Origin of the sequence: Sporosarcina highlanderae, assembly GCF_030433715.1 — a bacterium.
Taxonomy (GTDB): Bacteria; Bacillota; Bacilli; order Bacillales_A; family Planococcaceae; genus Sporosarcina; species Sporosarcina highlanderae.
Genome location: NZ_JAROCC010000008.1, coordinates 160362 through 180362, shown reverse-complemented (window position 1 = coordinate 180362; position 20001 = coordinate 160362). Strand labels below are relative to the sequence as shown.

At 41.4% G+C, this 20001-nt stretch carries 15 protein-coding genes; 11 read left to right on the top strand and 4 right to left on the bottom strand.

Annotated features, from left to right (window positions below):
* Positions 1 to 178: 178 nt before the first annotated feature.
* A complete protein-coding gene (locus tag P5G49_RS11690; protein ID WP_301244000.1) occupies positions 179 to 871 on the bottom strand; it encodes an LrgB family protein in 693 nt (230 codons plus the stop codon).
* Positions 841 to 1245: a CidA/LrgA family protein gene (locus P5G49_RS11685; protein WP_301243998.1), complete on the bottom strand. Its 405-nt coding sequence runs from the start codon at positions 1243 to 1245 to the stop codon at positions 841 to 843. Before P5G49_RS11685 ends, P5G49_RS11690 begins: the two co-directional genes overlap by 31 nt.
* Before the next feature lie 205 nt (positions 1246 to 1450).
* Here P5G49_RS11685 and P5G49_RS11680 point away from each other — a divergent pair, with 205 nt between their 5' ends.
* Positions 1451 to 2347 (top strand): EamA family transporter, encoded by an 897-nt coding sequence (locus P5G49_RS11680; RefSeq protein WP_301243996.1) that lies wholly within the window; start codon positions 1451 to 1453, stop codon positions 2345 to 2347.
* Positions 2348 to 2387: 40 nt separating this feature from the next.
* Here the strand turns inward: P5G49_RS11680 and P5G49_RS11675 are convergent, their stop codons facing one another.
* Positions 2388 to 3413: an AI-2E family transporter gene (locus P5G49_RS11675; protein ID WP_301243994.1), complete on the bottom strand. Its 1026-nt coding sequence runs from the start codon at positions 3411 to 3413 to the stop codon at positions 2388 to 2390.
* A gap of 504 nt (positions 3414 to 3917) precedes the next feature.
* Between P5G49_RS11675 and P5G49_RS11670 the strand changes: the two genes are divergently transcribed.
* The 3 genes from P5G49_RS11670 to P5G49_RS11660 all read left to right on the top strand — a co-directional run bounded on the left by P5G49_RS11670 (position 3918) and on the right by P5G49_RS11660 (position 10080).
* The gene (locus tag P5G49_RS11670) at positions 3918 to 6284 is read left to right on the top strand and encodes a bifunctional 2',3'-cyclic-nucleotide 2'-phosphodiesterase/3'-nucleotidase (protein WP_301244007.1); all 2367 of its coding nucleotides are present in this window, start codon (positions 3918 to 3920) and stop codon (positions 6282 to 6284) included.
* 678 nt (positions 6285 to 6962) lie between these two features.
* Positions 6963 to 7859, top strand: coding sequence for a zinc metalloprotease HtpX (locus P5G49_RS11665; protein ID WP_301243992.1), 897 nt, complete (start codon positions 6963 to 6965; stop codon positions 7857 to 7859).
* Between the two features lie 1079 nt (positions 7860 to 8938).
* Positions 8939 to 10080 (top strand): IS3 family transposase gene (locus tag P5G49_RS11660; RefSeq protein WP_301243990.1). Its coding sequence is split into 2 segments (ribosomal slippage): positions 8939 to 9212 and positions 9212 to 10080, totalling 1143 coding nucleotides; the frame shifts between segments, so codons are not numbered across the junction.
* Between the two features lie 77 nt (positions 10081 to 10157).
* Here P5G49_RS11660 and P5G49_RS11655 read toward each other — a convergent pair.
* Positions 10158 to 11084 carry an acetamidase/formamidase family protein gene (locus tag P5G49_RS11655; protein WP_301243988.1) on the bottom strand — a complete coding sequence of 309 codons (927 nt, stop codon included), beginning with the start codon at positions 11082 to 11084 and terminating at the stop codon, positions 10158 to 10160.
* 396 nt (positions 11085 to 11480) lie between these two features.
* Here P5G49_RS11655 and P5G49_RS11650 point away from each other — a divergent pair, with 396 nt between their 5' ends.
* From P5G49_RS11650 to P5G49_RS11620, 7 genes are all read left to right on the top strand, one after another.
* A complete protein-coding gene (locus tag P5G49_RS11650; protein WP_301243986.1) occupies positions 11481 to 12779 on the top strand; it encodes a hypothetical protein in 1299 nt (432 codons plus the stop codon).
* A 169-nt stretch (positions 12780 to 12948) separates the two neighbouring features.
* Positions 12949 to 14277 carry an amidohydrolase gene (locus tag P5G49_RS11645; protein WP_301243984.1) on the top strand — a complete coding sequence of 443 codons (1329 nt, stop codon included), beginning with the start codon at positions 12949 to 12951 and terminating at the stop codon, positions 14275 to 14277.
* A gap of 170 nt (positions 14278 to 14447) precedes the next feature.
* Positions 14448 to 15374, top strand: a complete 927-nt coding sequence (locus P5G49_RS11640) for an ABC transporter permease (protein ID WP_301243982.1) — start codon at positions 14448 to 14450, stop codon at positions 15372 to 15374.
* Position 15375: 1 nt separating this feature from the next.
* Positions 15376 to 16320 (top strand): ABC transporter permease, encoded by a 945-nt coding sequence (locus P5G49_RS11635; protein ID WP_301243980.1) that lies wholly within the window; start codon positions 15376 to 15378, stop codon positions 16318 to 16320.
* Between the two features lie 38 nt (positions 16321 to 16358).
* Positions 16359 to 17402, top strand: coding sequence for an ABC transporter ATP-binding protein (locus P5G49_RS11630; RefSeq protein ID WP_301243978.1), 1044 nt, complete (start codon positions 16359 to 16361; stop codon positions 17400 to 17402).
* On the top strand, positions 17377 to 18351 hold the full coding sequence (locus P5G49_RS11625; protein ID WP_301243976.1) for an ABC transporter ATP-binding protein: 975 nt from the start codon (positions 17377 to 17379) through the stop codon (positions 18349 to 18351). The genes P5G49_RS11630 and P5G49_RS11625 overlap by 26 nt, the downstream gene beginning before the upstream one ends.
* Positions 18348 to 19967 carry a peptide ABC transporter substrate-binding protein gene (locus tag P5G49_RS11620; RefSeq protein ID WP_301243974.1) on the top strand — a complete coding sequence of 540 codons (1620 nt, stop codon included), beginning with the start codon at positions 18348 to 18350 and terminating at the stop codon, positions 19965 to 19967. The genes P5G49_RS11625 and P5G49_RS11620 overlap by 4 nt, the downstream gene beginning before the upstream one ends.
* Positions 19968 to 20001: the final 34 nt, after the last annotated feature.

Here is a 20001-nt window from a genome sequence, read left to right as displayed (position 1 = left end):
AAAATGTAAAAAAAAGGGAACTGAGCCGTCTTACAGCCCTGTTCTCTTTTTTTAATTTATTCAAATTAACTAATTGGAATAAAATACAAAATGAGTAAAGTTATTGAATCTATGCAACGCTAGTGGGTACCTTTACAAAAAAAGCACCGCAATCCGCGGTGCTTTTTTGCATGCATTCTTAAATATAAAACACCCACACAACAATGGGGCCAAGGACGGAGCCGATGATTGCGCATAATGCCATTGTGACGGAGCTCATTGAAAAGGCGAGTTCACCGTATTCAGCGGCTTTTGATGTCCCGATCGCATGCGAAGCACTGCCAAGCGCGATGCCTCTGCCAAGGGGGCTATGGATGCGTAATAGTTTAAAGATAGTAGGTGCGATGATTGCGCCGAAAATTCCAGCGATCATAACGCCGACAATTGCCAGTGACGCATTTCCGCCTACTCCATTTGCTACTTCAATTGCAATTGGGGTAGTAAGGGATTTAGGGATAAGGGACAGAGATAAGGTTTGATTGAGCCCAAAGAGCTTGGCGATGAGTGCGACGCTGACCATCCCGGAACTGGCGCCAACCAACACTCCTCCCATTATAGGGAGTAAGTGATTGCGTAAAAAATGGCGTTGCTTATAGAGAGGGTAGGCAAGTGCGACGACTGATGGACCTAAAAGGGAGCTGATCCACTGCCCTCCAACCATATACGTGTCGTATGGAATTTGGAACAACGACAAGACAATGATGATCAATGTTGTCCCAGTTAAGACGGGTATTAAAAAGGAGAACGAATACCGTTTATATAGTTTCACCATTGCAAGATAGGCAAAGACAGTTAATAAAATCATGCAGAATGCGAGTGCTGCTTGCTGCATTCATCATCATCCTTTCTTTTCTCTTCTTTTTTCTCGAAAAATTGACCTGCTGTCCCTGTTATTGCGATGGAAATGATGGTGCTTGAGAGAACGGCAAGGACGAATAATGCTCCATTAAAAGAAAGTAAAGAAGAATAATTCATTATCCCGACTGTTGTTGGGATGAAAAACAGCATTAATATACTAAGTACGAATCCCGCTCCATCTTCAATCCATTTTACGGGAACTATTTTGAAACAGAGACATGTGAAGAGGAGTAACAGGCCAATAATGCTGCCGGGGATGATTAGGTGGAAAAAGTTCTGAAGAACAGTTCCAATGTACGAAAAGATATATAAAATGCAGATCTGGAAGATAATGTTAATAATTCTCATGATGTGTTGTTCCTCCCTTATTTAAAAACAACTCCACTTCCTTTATAAATTAATCACTATGTTGTTGGTCTTGATTAATCTAAAATCAAAACACCAACAAATTATAATAACATTCGTTTTGATATTTTACAATTCTTCATGCTGTTTTTCTCATTCATGATATAATAGGACAGTTGGTTTCAAGCATCAAGGAGGTATTTTCATAATGAAATTTAATAAGGGGATTCTATATGTATTAATAGGGGCTGCCTGTTTCGGATTTACACCGATATTCGCAAAGTTGGGGTTTAGTTATGGCTACTCACTTGGTCAAATTACAATTCTTCAAATGCTGATTTCTTTTATCTTAATATGGTCTATTGCATTAATCAGACGTTCTAACTTCAAAGGTGTTACAAAGAAAAACATTATGCAGATCATGATGACGGGTTGCTTTATCGGATTGACGACGATCTTTTATTATGCTTCCATGCAATATCTACCGGCCTCATTGGCAATCATCCTCATGTTCCAATTCATATGGATTGGCATCATTTTGGAGTGGGTTTTCAGTAAAGTAACCCCTGCCCCCATTACAATCCTATCTATTATCTTAATTCTGGTAGGGGTGTTTTTCGCCTCGAATATTATTAACGGGGACATTCAGGGGCTGCCTATCAAAGGGTTTGTATTCGGTATCCTTTCTGCATTCACGTATGCCGGCTTTATATTTTTCAGTGGAAAAGTAGCTGTGAATGTGGACGCTTTGGCGCGAAGCTCGATAATGGTGACTGGGTCAACCATCATGGTACTTGTTCTGTTCATGCGCGATATTTCAACGGTACTGCCGTTGGACGGGAAGTTGATAATGGTTGGCATCGGGGTTTCATTATTCGGAGCAGTCCTTCCACCACTGTTTTACGCGATGGGCGCACCTCTGATTTCGGGCGGAATCGCGAATATATTAACGTCTATTGAATTGCCGATTACGATTCTATTAGCAAGCGCAATCCTTTCGGAATTGGTAACGCCGTTGCAGTGGGTGGGGACGGTGATCATATTAGTTGCTATTATATTGAATGAACTCGGTTCGAATCTATTACGAATTAGAAAGCAAATATAAAACACCAGCCATCCCCGGCTGGTGTTTTTTTACGGTACCTTTACAATTCCTCTTCTTCTAAAACAGGCTCTTTATCGGTTACATCCAAAATATCAAGTAGGAAAATGAATACTGGAATCCCGATAATCAATCCCCAAACGCCAAAGAAGTTTTGTGAAAAGATGAGAACGATGAATGTATAAAAGATTGGTAGATCCGTTTTTGAAGACATGAGCTTCGGATTTAAAATATACGCTTCAATCGCATGGATAACCATAATGGCAATCAGTAAGTATAAAACCGTCAGGAACCCGCCGATTGTGAAGCCGATGATTGTTAGTGGAATCAGTGAAATTACGACTCCTGCGACAGGGATGAGCCCCATGAAGAAAATCATGATGGCCAATCCGACAATCTGAGGGTACCCTAAAATCATTAAAACGATTACAGACAAGAATGTATTGACGAGTGCAATGATGAACTGCGCTTCAATTACTTTACCGAATGTACGTGAAAATTTCTTTCCAAAGAATTCAATTTCATGATAGAAAGGCGCGATCTTGCTGTTCTTAAATTTATTAGTAAATTCGATGAGACGTGGTTTTTCAATAAGGAAAAACAAGCTTAATATTAAAGCTAAAAGTACGTGTATACTCACCTTACTTATATCCGAAAATGATTTTAATAGAAACGATACGCCATTATCGATATAGGCCTTGATCTGTTCGGCGGAGATAAACGATTCAATAACACCTAAGAGTGGATTTTCCTGCGGGTGCGTGAAGAAATTCGTTATTTGCCTAACGAGCTGGGTGATTTCAAGGGAGATGAGCGGTAAATATTTGACGCCAGCAACCGTTAAAATGCCGACAATCAATGTATACAACATTAAGACGATCAGTTTATGATTCAAACGGACACGCTTCGCCGTAAATTCAACAAGGCGATTCATCAAAAATGAAAATATGAAAGTAAGTAAGATTAAATTCATCATACTTCTGACGCTAAATAGCACCGCGATGATCAAAGCGAAAATAATGACCCGTTTCACATCTTTTCTTTTATAAAGCTGAACTATCGTTTCCATATAAACCAATACCCCTCATAGCCGATTTTCTATTCTTTCAGTATCCTCCTGTTTGCCATAGATTACAAACGAGAACTTTTTATCTATCTATCTTACTTTATTTTACACAACTATGTGAATAGATATACTAAAATTGTTTGGGTATTTGTATGTGGGGGATGGGGCTATTTTTTGTGACGGTGCCTGTGTGTCATACAATCGAGAATATTCATTGATTATGCATGGAGGTTTAATTAGATTGCTATTATATCAAACGAATAATTATTACCGGTGTATTTGTATTCATTGAAATGAATTGTCATAAATGTATGGTGCACAGGTACCTTTACAGAACATTTACAATGCCTTCCCAATACAATTCCCTATATTTCTCCCATCTGAATGATGCGAAGGGTTTACAGAAAATATAGAAAACGTTTACATAGGCTTATTAATTAATCGGGCTGCGATTGTTATAATAGAGACGATTAAAAAACTCAGTATATTGGAGGTTCGTACATGAGGATGTGGAAAAAGGTTTCGGCGTCGGTTCTTGCGCTCTCATTGGTGGCAGGTGGGTTGACCGGAGAAGGACAAGTTTCGGCTAACGGTAAGGCGAAGGCGGATACGGGTGTTACGCGTGGCGAGTTTGTGAAATCGTTGATTGAACAGATGGATGTTGAGTTAGGATCCGGGAAGTCAGTCAAGTTCAAAGATGTGCCGGAGTCATTGAAGCCGTATATTGAAAAGGCGATCGAGCTGAAACTGATTGCCGGGAAGACGCCGACGAAGTTTGCGCCGGATGAAAAGATCACGCGAGAGCATGCGATTGTCATTGTAACGCGTGGAATTGACACGGACAAAACATTTTCCGATAAGGTGCTGAATCAATTCAAAGACGGCCATAAGATTGGCAAGTCGAGCCGGGAAATGCTCTCAAAGGCAGTCGGTTTGGGTCTTTTGAAGGGACATCCGAACAAGACGATCCAACCACAAAGTATTATTAGCAAACATGAAATGCAAAAGGTGTTAGAGCGTTTCCTTTCAGAATATCATGTGTCGCAGCCCTTCGTGTCGCTACGGATTTTGGGGACTTCTGATATTCACACGAATTTGATGAACTATGACTATTACAAGGATACGGAAACGAATAGCTTGGGGCTTGCAAAAACAGCGACATTGATTAAACAGGCCCGTAAAGAGAATCCGAATACGCTGCTGTTCGACAATGGTGATTCCATCCAAGGCACGCCGTTAGGGTCCTATAAGCAAGCGGTAGATAAATTGAAGAAGGGCGAAACGCATCCATCCATTAAGGCGATGAACCTATTGGGCTACAATGCCGCGACCCTTGGGAACCATGAGTTCAACTACGGTCTGCCGTATTTGGATGAAGTTATTGACGATGCGGACTTCCCGTACGTGAATGCGAATATCCGAGATGCTAAAAGCGGCAAATTGAAGTATGAACCATTCGTGTTAATCGATAAAGAAGTAGTTGATTCGAAAGGGAAGAAATCCACGTTAAAGGTTGGCGTGACGGGAATTGTTCCGCCGCAGATCCTGAAATGGGACAAGTCCCACTTGGAAGGGAAAGTGACGGTTGACGATTCCGTGAATGCTGTCAAAGCGGTCGTTCCGCAAATGGAAAAAGCGGGAGCAGACGTGATTGTAGTGATGTCCCACTCCGGTTTCGGAGACGCGAAGCATGAGGTCGGCGAAGAGGATGTTACGTATTTATTGTCCAAGGTAAAGGGCGTAGATGCGATCATCACGGGTCACTCCCACGCGGTATTCCCTGGGAAACTGGATGCATCATTGACGGGAGTCGATGTTGAGAAAGGGACTGTGAATGGCGTCCCGATTGTTATGCCGGGCAAGTACGGCAGTCATTTGGGTGTCATTGACCTGCGACTTGAGCTGAAGGGCAAACAGTGGAAAATTGTGAGGTCGAATGCGGAGGTCCGCGAAATTGTTAAAACAAATAATTCCGATGTGGACCAATCTGTCGTGAAAGCTGTGAAGGAAGCACATGAAGGTACGATCAAGTACGTCCGTCAGCCGGTCGGGGAAACGACTGCCGACATCCATAGCTACTTCTCGCAAGTGCAAGATGACCCCTCGATTCAAATTGTCACGAACGCGCAGACTATCTATGTGAAGGATAAATTGAAAGGCACTGTAAATGAAAAACTTCCAGTTCTTTCAGCTGGCGCTCCGTTTAAAGCGGGCACGCGCAGCGATCCGGAGTACTATACATTTGTTCCGAAAGGGCAATTGGCAATCAAGAACGTCGCGGACCTGTACTTGTATGACAACACGGTGGCAATTGTGAAAGTGACAGGTGCTGATGTGAAAGAATGGCTTGAAATGTCTGCAGGACAATTCAACCAGATTGACCCAGCGAAAAATAGTGAACAGCAATTAATCAATACAAATTTCCGTTCCTACAATTATGATGTGATTGACGGTGTCACTTACGAAATAGATGTCACACAACCAGCGAAATACGATTCCGAAGGCAACTTGATTAATGGCAATGCGTCGCGCATCAAAAACCTGAAATACAATGGGAAGCCAATCGATCTGAAACAGGAATTCATCGTCGCAACAAACAACTATCGAGCAAACGGGACATTCCCGGGTGTACGCAACGCTTCCTATATTGAAGTGTACCCTGACGAAAACCGCCAAGCGATCATCGATTACATCCTTGCCGAAAAAGTGATCGACCCATCCGCGGACGGCAACTGGAAGTTCTCCACACTCCCGGCCAACGCAACAGTAGTATTCGAAACATCGAAAAAGGCAGTTAACGTTCTATCTACCAATAGCAACATTAAATATATTGGTGAGGGAACGGATGGGTTTGGGAAGTACTTGTTGAAGTGAATTCTATTTAAAAATGCGGAAAGCCAATGACTCTTGGGGGTCATCGGCTTTTTTGTCGTGCGGAATTGTGAAGGTGCCTGTGCGGCACACAATCGGGAAAATTCATTGATTATGCATAAAGTTTAAGTTGCAATGCTGTGTCTTCAATGACATTAATTATCGACTATGAATATACATTCATCGGGTTGAATTGTCATAAGTGTGTCGTGCACAGGTACCTTTACAGGTACCTTTACAAGATGCCGAAATCAGCGTTTCCTTAATAAAAGTGGAACCAAATTAATGCACTCTATCGCGCTATCAATAAAGATGGATATGTTACGACTATTACTCTTATGGGGAATAAAGAAGCGGGTAAAACATTTCTGGAAAAATGTCATGAGCGTAAAAGTCTGGGTGTGAAAATTATCAGACAGTGAACATGTGGCTTTTGCCTTTTCCTACTGTCACAACGTTCAAATCACCAGATGCTAAGGTCGAAAGGTCAAACTTTTCGTTGGACAATGGGATAATATCACAAAAAAGCCAATTATATTATTTCATTGTATTGTGAAAGTTTCATTTCGACGGTATACTCATGTAGGTATTTAAAATCATGAACAAAGTTGGAGGTGTAAGACAAAAGTATAAGTGAGAATAGGAAAGTAACATTTAATGACAAAAGGGAGATGGACTTATATGGATTTAAAGATTCAAGGTAAAAAAGGCTTGTGGAAGCGAATGCTTATATTCGGAGTCTTAAATGTAGTAGTTGTTATAACGATTATGATAGTGACAGGTGGGGATGCTTTAGCGCTAATACCTTTTCTCCTGTTATATTCTTGTACTATGCCTTTTATTAGCCTCCTATTCTCAAAGTTTTTTGCAAAGAGAGCCTTTCGTTTAGAGGTTTTGCAGAATGATTTACAATATGATGAGGAGATTGAGTGGTTCCGTAATACGACGTATAGGCTTGCTGCAAAAGCGGGTATGAAAAAGATGCCTGAAGTTGCAATTTATAATTCGGATGATAAAAATGCATTTGCGACAGGTCACTCAAAAAATAGCAGTCTAATAGCAGTTTCAACGGCATTATTGTATGACATGACGCCTGAGGCTGTTGAGGCAGTAATTGCTCATGAGGTTGCACATATTGTCAATGGGGACATGGTAACACAAACATTGTTGCAGTCTTTCCTTAATATAATTGTAAGTGCTATTGTACTACCAATTACCATATTCAGATGGGGTGCATTATTTGTCGCTAATCGTGACTCGGAGTGGGTCTATTGGATTGTATGGATTGCTGAATGGATTATAACACTAATCCTTTTATTCTTCGCCGGTTTAATTGTAAAAAAATATTCCCGTCAGCGCGAATTCGGTGCAGACGATTTGGCATCACGATTAACGCACCCGGAAAAGATGATTTCCGCATTGCAACAATTAGGCGGTGGGGCGACAATTGCGCGTGAGCACAAAAAATTTGCAGCACTTCAATTCAACGGCCAAAGCCGCTTTATGGACTTGTTTTCCACACACCCATCTATTGAACGACGAATTAAGTATTTGGAGAAAGAGTTTAGTGATAAGTGAATCTGCTGCAAAGTCTTTCTACCAATTTAATACATACGGGAAAGGTTCTATAAATTTTACGTGGATAGTTTTATTTATACTCTCGGTCATATTTTTTTACGCTATTTCAATGGCTGAATACCCGATTACTGAAGGGATTATCATGACTTCGCTACTGCAGAAAAGTTGATGATTATAGTTGGTAAGAAATAAGTTTTTACAGATTTCCTCGCAAGGTCCTATTTCAGACAAACGGGTGTTTTAGTTTATGTTGGAGTTATGGAAGATGTTTAGTTCAGGGCCCTATCCGCGACCAAGGAGGCTCAAGCCGTGCCGGCGAAAAGCGTCCGTCTGAAGCGGAAATAAGTAGTGCCACTTATCGTGATATTGAAAAGCTGTCACAAAGAGTTAGTTTTTTTGACTTTCTGGACAGCTCCTTTTTCCTGATTTCTACATAGTAGCCTCACCTGTTGGCGGTGAATTTCTGAAGTTCACCGCCATTAACGTCAGCCCCATTTCGTTTTCAACCATAGAATTTCCCTAAGTGGAAATATAGTGAAAAGCAAATTAGGCTCCGAAAATTCAAAAACTGGTCCTACATCAATTTTTTGATGGCGATAGATCAAGCCCATTTATTCGTTCAATCCACATTCACTACAATAGGCTCCCCTACAACATTCCATTCCTTCCCAACATAGTAAACGTATGCTTAAAAAACTGTACCGTTACGCTGGATAGTGCTTCAATTGTATTGCCTTCATCTCTTACCGCGCCATTCTCACCTACAACGAATAGTTCAGAAGAGAAGACCTCCTTTTTCGCTGTACGGAAATTGACGAAAGCTTTTGGTGATACATGAGGTTTTTATTAGAATGCCATTATGTCAGGCGTTGGATTGTTAGTTATGTATTTGTATTTATCCGAATGAATTGTCATAAGTGTGTCGTGCACAGGTACCTTTACAATATACAGGAACTCTCAAAAACAAAGAAAAGCCAATCGAAAAACGCACTGACATCAGAAAATGAGACAAATAAAAACACCTTACGTTGAAAAACGGGTATTGAACCTTAATACATCAACGTGGAGGTGTTTTTTCTATGGGAACTAAAGTTAGTTATCCAGAAGAAGTTAAATTAAAGGCAATTAAAATGAGGTTAGCGGGTGTTCCTGTAAAAGAAGTTATGGAAGAACTGAATATCCGAAACCGTACACAGCTGAAAACTTGGATGAAATGGTATCGGAATGGTGAATTGCACCGTCTTGCACAACCGGTTGGTAAGCAATATGCCTTCGGCAAAGGACCAGATTATGATAGTGAGACAGCGAGGTTGCGGTCTGAAAATCGGTATCTTAAACAACAGGTTGAAGTATTAAAAAAGTACGCGGAATTGGAAAGGAAGTGGCGCCAAAAGTTGTGATTCAGTTAGTGGAAGAATTAAGGGGAAATATGACTATAGGAGAAATCTGTGGACACTTGGGCGTTAGTCGATCATCGTATTATCGCTGGAAAGCTCAAGAAAAGAACGAGACGCCAAAGGAGGTGCGGGATCGGCAGATTGGAGACTTGTGTAAGAGACATAAATTCCTATATGGCTACCGGAAGATTGCGGAATTGTATCCTGGAGCCTGCGAGAAGACGGTACAGCGTGTCATGCAGAAACATGGTTGGCAGTGCCGTGTAAAAGTGAAGAAACGGAAACGTACTGGGCAGCCCGCATATGTCGCACCGAATTTGTTGGCGAGGGATTTTACTGCATCTAAACCCTTGGAAAAGCTATTAACGGATATTACGTACTTGCCTTTCGGCCAATCCATGATGTATCTTTCAAGTATCCTTGATGTCTACAACGGAGAGATTGTGGCCCAGACCATAGGCTTCACCCAAGATACCGCTTTCGTTCTGGATACGTTGCATCAATTACCTGACTTGCCGGAAGGCTGTGTCTTGCATAGCGATCAAGGCACGGTATATACGTCATATGACTATCAAAAGGCAGTAAAAGAAAAGAGAATTATCATGAGCATGTCCCGTAAGGGCACACCCGCTGATAATTCTCCAATCGAAACGTTCCACTCCTCGCTAAAGTCGGAAACGTTCTACCTCGACGGAATCCATCGCACATCAAATGCGCATGTGATTCAAATTGTCGAAGAATACATTACTTATTATAACAATATCCGGATCCAAACAAAATTAAACAGCCAATCGCCGGTACAATACCGGCAACTGGCTGCATAATAAGGTGTTTTTTACTTGTCTCAAAAAAGATAGTCAGTTCCAAATCGATTGGCTTCCTTTTCTTTAATATAATCAGATCAAAACACCTTGATTTGATAAGCGTCCAGCACAAATTGTGGGATTAAAAAACGTGCAGTCATTAGTGGGTCCACCACTTGGCTTATTTGCGCCTGACCTACAGCACTCATCAGCATGGCTGCTTCTTCAAGGCTTAAATCCGTGTTGCGTTCAAGGAAATGGACTGCTTGTTTCGTTGCCTCTTTAACAGCCTCATCTAAAGTTTCTTTTGAAACGATGAATGAAAGTCCTTCTTCATACTTAACTCTCGGATGCTCAATAGCTTGCCCCTTCACAACTTCTATTTTTAGAACAGCCGAACCAGCTATCTCAACCCCTGTTCCGCAAATTTCACCATCACCCATCGCCCCGTGAAAATCACCCAAAGCGAGTAAAGCGCCATCAACAAATACTGGCAAGTATAAGACAGAGCCTTCTTTAATAATGGTAGTGTCCATATTACCGCCATGCGATTCCGGTGTGCCACATGGAATGTCACTATGTTCAGGTGCAACACCGATAACGCCAATCATTTTGGTGAGCGGAAATGAAAGTCTATCATTAAAAACGACTTGACCATCTTGGATTTGAACAATTTTCTTTGTCATTTCATTGAATTCATCGCCCAACATTCCAAGGTTAGGTCCTGTAAGAAGTACGCCTTGACTGTCGATATTGATTTTTTCGATTGTGACTTTGAGAGTGTCACCTTTCTCGGCTTGATTAACGAAAATCGGACCAGTTGCTGGATTAATTTGGTTCCAGTCAATGGCTACAATTGTATCTTCTTCCACAAGAATTTGATTCGACAGAGCATCCATCGTTTCGACTTCGATGGTTTCGCCACTATCCACATAAAGAACCGGTTTATGATTCTTTGACATTTCAAATATTGTATTATCCTTCGCTGACAATTTTTTCACTAATATCCCCGCTTTCATTTTCATTACTTATAAATTCCCTTCAAGAAAAAAAGTATATCTATTCAAATATATTAATCTTCCTTTGTTGTGTCAATTTTTTAGGTACCTGTGCATGGAACTATTCAAAAAATACACTACAAATGTATAAAAATACAAAAGTGAATCTATTATTATCAATGTTTCGCTTCTTTCTATCGTATATTTATTCAAATTGTCTGAATAAACATGAATGTTTCCTGCACAGGTACCTTCAAAATCTCAGAAGAAAGAATCCCTTCAGAGTGGTACCTTCACAATCACTTGCTTGAATAGTCTGTCAGTGTTAGTATGAATACTATCAAGCTTTCGATTATGGCACTTCGTCCTTCTAAAGGAGGAGTGCTTTTTTAGGGTAAATGAGCGGCTGGAGGTTGGATGTGTTTGAAGATTCGTTTAGGCGTAATTGGTCCAAGTGACTCGATTGAGATTGTGAAAAAAGCGGTGGAGGAATTTGATGAGATTACGCTTCTGCCTTTTCCGTATGAAGAAATGGAGGAGACCCGGGAAATTATTTTGGAGAACAGAAGATTTGTGGACCAATGGTTTTTCTCTGGACAGGCTCCTTATTATTACGCGGTTACGAATAATTTGATACGTGAAGAAGAAGGTAGTTTTGCGCCTTTGAATAGTAATAGTATTTACAAGACTCTTTTGGAAGCACAGTTGCAAGAGGGGAAGATTTTTAATCGCATTAGTCTCGATACCGTTCAAGAGACAGAAGTAGAGATAAAAAAATCCATTAAGTCAATGGAGCTATATACGTTCCCGTATAGCGGATATTTGCCGATACAGGAGATTATTGATTTTCATCTTGACCTTTTTCGTGAGGGGAAGGTGGATGTAGCCGTCACTTGTGTGAACACGGTCTATCATACATTGAAGGAATTGGGGATTCCTTGTTATCGAGTGGCGCCGGATATTATTGCCGTCCGTTTGATCATCCAGTACTTGAAGCAAAGAGGAGTTTCGCAATGGTATCGGAAAGCTCAAATCGCGATCTTAGGTGTGGAAATCATTCAGTTGGATTGGGCGAACTATTCGTATAAGACAAAGTATCAAGAGTTGGAACTGAAGAAGTTACTGCTTAATTATTCTGAACGGATCAATGGATCATTTATTGAAATCGGGGATGGTAGGTACTTCATCTATACGACAAGAGGGGAAGTCGAGCTTCAGTTGAATGAGGATTCCCTTTTTAAGTTGATTGAGCGAAGTGATTTGCAAAGCAAGTTGCAGATCCGAATTGGGTTAGGCTATGGTGCCACATCGTTAGAGGCCGAACAGCATGCAAGACTCGCCACGCAATATGCGAGGGAGAAGAAAGAACCAATCATTGTCATTATGGATGAGCTGAAGCAGATTACGGAGTATGGGGTGGATGAGCGTCCGCTTTCATATAATAATCGGCTGTCAACCGTTAAGTGGAATGAGTTATTGAGAAATGCCAATATTAGCCCGGCGACGGTTAATCGAATTCAGTCGATGGCACTCTATTATAAAAAAACGGAAATTACTTCAAAAGAATTGTCGGTTTGGATGAATAGCACGGAGCGAAATGCCAGAAGGATTTTGATGGAATTAGAGAGTGTTAATTTGGCGAAAATTACTGGAGAAGAACAGTCGGGACAAAGAGGAAGACCGCGAAAAGTTTATGAATTGCAATTCATCGATGAGAAGTAATGAATCGATCTAATAAATACTAACTGCAGTGATTTCGGCTATCGCCGATTCTACTGATGTTAGTATTTTTTTATTTCTAACTGTATTGACAATTCGGTGAAGAGGAATTATTATTAACGGAATGATAAGGGAAAAATTCCTTTAATATTAGTTGGAAAGTGGGTTGCTAATGAACTATCGTATAAAAGACATCTCGGTAGAGGATTTGGTACCGATAATGATTAAATGGCGCCGTGATTTCCATAAACATGCTGAGCCTGGGTGGTTGGAATTCAGAACTGCCTCGTTGATAGCGGACTATCTTGAGCAATTTGGTTATAGCCTTCGAACGGGGAGTGATGTGATTCATCATGAATCGCGGATGGGTGTGCCTACTCCGGAATTATTAGCTGAATATGAAGCAAAAGCTCTTGCCGAAGGGGCTAATGAAAAATGGCTGAAACGTTTTAGCGGGGGGTATACCGGGGTTGTTGGAACGATTCAATCGAAACGACCTGGACCGATTATCGGAATCCGTTTCGATATGGATGCCCTTAACATTAAAGAAAGCTCCGATAAGGATCATTTTCCTGTCGAAAATGGGTTTGTTTCCATTCGCAAAGGGGTCATGCATGCTTGCGGACATGATGCCCATATGTCAATCGGGTTAGCTGTGGCGAAATATATCTCCGAACACCTTGATGAATTAGCTGGTACTTATAAACTTATATTCCAGCCTGCTGAAGAAGGCGTTCGGGGTGCGAAGTCGATGGTTGCTGCAGGAGTGTTGGACGACGTTGACATTTTCCTTACATCACATGTGGGGATTGGAGTTGAACTTGGGACCGTTGTCAGTGGCATTGACAATTTTCTTGCCACAACAAAGTTCAATGCAAGGTTTTTAGGAAAGGCATCCCATGCGGGTGGACGTCCCGAAGAAGGGAGAAACGCCTTGTTAGCGGCATCTTCCGCAATTTTGAATCTACATAGCATTCCGAGGCATGGTAAAGGGCAATCGCAGATTAATGTTGGAAAGTTGTGTGGAGGTTCCGGACGCAACATTATCCCGCAATCAGCCGAAATGGAGGTTGAAACAAGGGGTGAAACGACGGATATTAACGAGTATATGTTCAGGAAAGCGAAAATGATTATAAAAGGCGCAGCGCAGATGTATGACATCGATTATGAAATTGAAATCGTCGGGGAAGCAAAAACAAGCAGTTCGAGTGAACGATTGAAAACGTATATTAAGAAGTCACTTGGCGATATTCCTTGTGTGGATACTGTATTGGATGAAGCCCCATATCCTATCGGGTCGGAAGACGCTACATATATGATGAATCAGGTGATAGAAAACGGTGGACTTGCATCCTACATGATTTTAGGAACGGCGCTTGCTGCTGGACATCATCATGAGAAATTCGACATCGATGAAGCGGTCTTAGAGATTGGCCTAACTTCATATATAGGCATCCTTAAAGGAATCGAGTCATTAAGTGCAGGTGGAGATGGTCAATAGTATATGGATTGAGGATCCTACGACTGCATTTCCGAATAGATAATCCATTTAAAATTAATTAAGAAAACTGAAGACTTTATTAACGGCCTGTGATACTATGAATTAACGGAATGATTAGGGAAAATAACCTTAATAGTTTCAGAGATTTCTTTTGAGAGGAAGGTGCTGTTTTGTACATATTAAAACGTTTAGGCGCAATGCTTTTAACGATTTGGATCATCGCAACACTTACATTTATGGTTATGAAATTCATACCTGGCGATCCTTTTGCGACTGATGCAGATGTATATCCAGAAGATGTCTTGCAGAATTTAAGAGCTGCTTATAATTTGGACAAGCCGGTTCCTGTTCAATACTTTTTATACATGAAGGATTTAATTACATTAAATTTAGGGACATCGATTGTTTCAGATACTCGCACAGTCAACTCCATTATTGGTTCGGGCTTTGTCGCATCGGCGACTGTCGGGCTTTTGGCCATGGTGGTAGCCATTGTTTTTGGAGTGTTATTAGGCATTGTTGCCGCACTTAATCATAATAAGGCAATCGATTACGTCTCAATGGTGATTGCGATAATCGGGATTTCAATACCGAACTTTATATTGGCTCCTCTTCTCATTAAAATCTTTGCAGTCGACTTGAGTTTACTCCCGGTTGCATCGTGGGGAAGTTGGAAACATGCAATCCTTCCTGCGTTAGCGCTTTCAACCACTCCACTTGCCATAGTGGCGAGGTATACGCGTTCAAGCATGTTAGATGTGTTGAATCAAAACTATATGAAAACAGCGGATGCTAAAGGGTTATCTACGTACCGAATTGTCCTTCAGCATGGAATTAGAAATGCCATTCTGCCTGTAATCACTTTTATAGGGCCATTATTCGTTTCCTTGATCACAGGAACTTTTGTTATCGAAAAGATTTTTGCGATTCCCGGAATCGGAAGGTATTTTGTAGACAGCATATTCAATCGGGACTACCCGGTCATTATGGGAACGACTGTATTTTACAGTGTTATTCTTGTAGTCATTCTGTTCTTGATAGACTTGTCGTACCGTTTTATCGACCCAAGAATCAAGTTGACGAGTAAGGAAGGGTGAGATGATGAATAAACAAGCAGATCAAGATTTATTCCGCCCGGTGGACCCCGCCTATTATGATGATAAAGAGGTTTTTCGACCGAGTTTAAGTGTTTGGAAGGAAACAGTCCTTTCCGTATTAAAGAATAAATTAGCGCTTTTAGGATTAACACTATTATTTCTGATCGTAACTCTTGCGATTGTAGGGCCTATGATGGCGCCGTATGGTGGATCGGAACAGAATTTGATGAATACGAATGCTGAACCTTCCAGTGAACATTGGTTTGGAACGGATGATTTAGGACGTGATGTTTGGGTTCGGACATGGTTAGGGGCTCGTGTTTCATTAACAATCGGTATTGCAGCGGCCTTAATCGACCTTATTATTGGTCTAATCGTAGGTGGCATTTCAGGTTATATGGCTGGTAGAGGTAAAAAAGGTGACCAGATTGATGGAGTACTTATGAGATTGGTCGAAATTCTCTATGGAATTCCTTATTTGCTTCTTGTGATTCTATTAATGGTTGTCATGGAGCCTGGTATTAAGACAATCATCATTGCCCTATCTGTAACAGGATGGGTTGGAATGGCGCGTATTGTGAGGGGACAAATCTTACAATTAAAATCGAATGAATACATTCAGGCAGCCGAGAAATTGGGAACAAGTACACCGAAAATAATTATGAGGCACCTTTTGCCAAACACGATGGGGATTATAATTGTAAACCTTACATTCACGATTCCTTCAGCAATTTTCGCAGAATCATTTCTAAGTTTTATCGGTTTAGGGGTTCAAGCTCCACTTGCAAGTTGGGGGACGATGGCGAATGATGCATTGGGTGTTATATTAAGCGGCCATTGGTGGCGGCTATTTTTCCCGGGACTAATGATATCGCTTACAATGTTTGCATTTAATGCACTTGGTGATGGGTTACAAGACTCATTGGATCCACGGGCACGTAAATAATGATAGGATTGAAAATTTGAAGGTTGGCAGGTGATGATATGAACCGTTTGTTGGAAGTTGAAAACTTAGGCGTGAATTTTAAAACGTACGGCGGTGAGGTTAAAGCTGTTCGCAATGTTTCTTTTCATGTGGATAAGGGAGAGATTGTTGCAATTGTAGGAGAAAGTGGAAGTGGGAAAAGCGTAACGGTTCAAACGGTTATGGGACTCATTCCGAAGCCCCCTGCAATTATTAATTCGGGAAAAGTGCTATTTGAAGGTAAAGATTTAATGACTTTATCGAAGAAGCAGTTGAAAAAAGTAAATGGATCCAAAATGAGTATGGTATTTCAAGATCCGATGACGTCCCTAAACCCGACGATGAAAATCGGTCACCAAATTGCTGAAGTGTTGATCGTCCATAAAAACTTAAGCAAAGCGGAGGCAAGGAAAAAGGCGATTGAAATGATAAAGCTTGTAGGGATTCCGAACGCAGAAGAACGCTATGACCAATATCCACATGAATTTAGTGGCGGGATGAGACAACGGGCAATGATTTCCATTGCACTTGCATGCAGTCCGGAGCTTCTCATTGCTGATGAACCGACAACCGCATTGGATGTTACCATTCAAGCGCAGGTGTTAGAGCTTATGAAGGATCTGAAGACGAAGATAAATACAGCAATTATTTTAATTACACATGATTTAGGGGTTGTAGCGGAAACCGCTGAACGAGTGATCGTTATGTATGCAGGAATGATCATGGAGACGAGTTCGGTAGATGCAATTTTCAACAATCCGAAACATCCATATACATGGGGCCTGTTGGAGTCGATTCCGGATATAACGACATCGAGTGAAAAACAAAGACTCATTCCAATAGAAGGGACTCCTCCGGATTTATTCTCCCCACCAATAGGTTGTCCATTTGCACCAAGATGTAAGTATGCAATGGAGATTTGTGTAAATCAAATGCCACCAGATTTTGAAATCGATGAGGGACATACTGCGAAATGTTGGTTAAACGATCCTCGTTCATTAGGCGCAGAAGAGATTCTTGAGTTAAGGGGGAGAGGTCGTGAAAGAGAAGCTTCTACGAATTGAAAACTTAAAGAAATACTTTGCTGTTGGAAAAGGACAAATTGTAAAATCGGTTGATAATATTTCCTTTGATATTTATAGAGGCGAGACTTTTGGTCTGGTCGGCGAAAGTGGAAGTGGAAAGTCGACTTTAGGTCTTACGGTTGCCGGATTGCATACTAAAACGGACGGCGATATTTTCTATAATGATGAAAACCTATCGAAGATGAACCGAAAGAAGAAAGTCATCGTGAACCGTGAGATGCAAATCGTTTTTCAAGATCCCCATGGTTCCTTGAACCCAAGAATGGTCGTTGGCGACATCATTGCCGAAGGGATTGATGCCCATAAGCTATATAGCGGGAAAAAACGACAAGAAAGAATCTACGAGTTGTTGGAGAAGGTTGGACTGCGGCCTGAGCATGCGAAACGGTTCCCGCATGAATTCAGTGGTGGACAACGACAAAGAATCGGAATTGCGCGGGCGTTGGCTGTCAACCCAAAATTCATCGTGGCGGATGAACCAATATCCGCATTAGATGTTTCCATCCAAGCTCAAGTTATCAATCTGTTAGAGGACTTGAAAGAATCTGAAGGGTTGACCTATCTGTTCATCGCCCATGACCTTGGCATGGTGAAACATATAAGTGACAGAATCGGGGTTATGTATTTAGGGAATATGATGGAGCTTGCAAGTAGTGATGATTTATTCGCAGAGCCTTTGCATCCATACACACAAGCTCTCCTATCTGCGATTCCCGTAGCCGATCCAAGTAATTCGCGGAAGGAACGAATTGTCCTTCAAGGGGATCCGCCAAGTCCTATCAATCCACCAAGTGGATGCCGTTTCAGGACGCGGTGCCCGTTCGCAATGGATATTTGCAGCAAGGCAGTTCCGAAGTGGAAGGAAGTTCAACCCGACCATTTTGTCGCATGCCATTTATATACTAAAGAAGAGGTGGGAGAAGTATGAAGAAGTGGACAATGCTGATCGTATTATTACTGTCAGTGGCAGCAGTCATGGGGGCTTGCAGCAGCAAAAATGCAGAAGATGTTGAGGGTGGAAAGAACAGTGATGTGAAACAAGAGTTAACGCTGAATATCAAAACAGAGCCACCGAGTCTCGACCCAGGTCTTGCAACGGATACAACGTCTGCATGGGTGTTGGATCATGTATTTGAAGGCTTGTACACAACAGACGAAGATGGAAATCCGGTTAAAGGCGTTGCGGAAAATGTAGAAATTTCCGAGGATGGGACTGTATATACATTTACGATCCGCGATGATTCGAATTGGACAGATGGAACGCCTGTTACAGCTGCTGATTTTGAATACGCTTGGAAACGGGTGTTGAATCCGGAAACGGGTTCACGTTTTGCTTTCTACTTATATTATATTAAAGGTGCAGAAGAATATAATATGGGAGAAGGAACGGTTGAAGATGTAGGTGTTGAAGCGATCGATGAAAAGAAGCTGAAAGTGACATTGAATGCTCCTCTTGGCTATTTTGACAAGCTGTTGACAATGTGGACGTATTACCCGGTTAAACAGGAACAAGTAGAGGGTAATAAAAACTGGTCAACAGATCCTGCAACGTATGTAAGCAATGGCCCGTTCAAAATGACGAAATGGGCGCATGATAGTGAAATCGTGATGGAGAAGAACAATGATTATTACGATGCATCAGTAGTGAAATTGAATAAAGTTACATTTAAGATGGTAAACGAAGCAACGACGTTCTATCAAATGTACAAAACGGGTGAGTTAGACTTGATCTCCAGCTTACCGATGGATGTATTGGAAGCTGAGCAGAACAATGAAGAATACTTGGCTGTTCCACGTTACGGGACGTATATGTATATTTTTAACGTGAAAAAAGAACCTTTCACGAATGAAAAAGTCCGTAAAGCATTTTCTTTGAGCGTGAATCGTGAACTTGTCGTGAACACGATCAACAAGGCGGGAGAAATTCCAGCCTATGGTATGGTTCCACCAGGGGTATCCACTCCGGATGGAGATTTCCGTGAAGTTGGTGGAGAGTATTTCAAAGAGGATGCTGAAGAGGCTAAGAGATTATTAGAAGAAGGAATGAAGGAAGAAGGATGGGACAAGCTTCCTGAAATCGAGCTTCTTTATACAACATCTGAAGGAAATAAACGAATTGCCGAAGTCGTTCAGGAAATGATCCATAAAAACTTGGGCGTCCAAGTTAAATTGGTGAACCAAGAATCGAAAACACAATTGGCTAACGTAAACCAAGGGAATTTCCAAATGGCAAGAATGGGTTGGGTTGGTACATTCGTTGACCCGGTCATCAATCTTGATTACTTCTTAGGCGGAAGCCCGAATAACCGTACAGGTTGGGTCAATGAAGAATATGATTCCCTGCTATCACAGTCTAAGGTTGAACAAGATGATGCCAAACGGTATGACTTACTTCATAAAGCCGAAAAGGTGCTTATGGATGATATGCCGTTCATCCCGATGTATTACTACTCAAGCACGTATTTGACTTCACCGAAGCTTGAGAATGTAGCCTATTACGTGAACCGTCAACCATTCTTGAAGTGGGCAGAGAAGGTTGATTGATAACACTGATAAAAAGGTGTAAAAATGAGGTGTG

Coding starts and splice junctions, on each gene's coding strand:
- P5G49_RS11690 (WP_301244000.1), bottom strand. CDS start 871: ATGCAGCAAGCAGCACTCGCATTCTGCATGATTTTATTAACTGTCTTT.
- P5G49_RS11685 (WP_301243998.1), bottom strand. CDS start 1,245: ATGAGAATTATTAACATTATCTTCCAGATCTGCATTTTATATATCTTT.
- P5G49_RS11680 (WP_301243996.1), top strand. CDS start 1,451: ATGAAATTTAATAAGGGGATTCTATATGTATTAATAGGGGCTGCCTGT.
- P5G49_RS11675 (WP_301243994.1), bottom strand. CDS start 3,413: ATGGAAACGATAGTTCAGCTTTATAAAAGAAAAGATGTGAAACGGGTC.
- P5G49_RS11670 (WP_301244007.1), top strand. CDS start 3,918: ATGTGGAAAAAGGTTTCGGCGTCGGTTCTTGCGCTCTCATTGGTGGCA.
- P5G49_RS11665 (WP_301243992.1), top strand. CDS start 6,963: ATGGATTTAAAGATTCAAGGTAAAAAAGGCTTGTGGAAGCGAATGCTT.
- P5G49_RS11655 (WP_301243988.1), bottom strand. CDS start 11,084: ATGAAAATGAAAGCGGGGATATTAGTGAAAAAATTGTCAGCGAAGGAT.
- P5G49_RS11645 (WP_301243984.1), top strand. CDS start 12,949: ATGAACTATCGTATAAAAGACATCTCGGTAGAGGATTTGGTACCGATA.
- P5G49_RS11635 (WP_301243980.1), top strand. CDS start 15,376: ATGATGAATAAACAAGCAGATCAAGATTTATTCCGCCCGGTGGACCCC.
- P5G49_RS11630 (WP_301243978.1), top strand. CDS start 16,359: ATGAACCGTTTGTTGGAAGTTGAAAACTTAGGCGTGAATTTTAAAACG.
- P5G49_RS11620 (WP_301243974.1), top strand. CDS start 18,348: ATGAAGAAGTGGACAATGCTGATCGTATTATTACTGTCAGTGGCAGCA.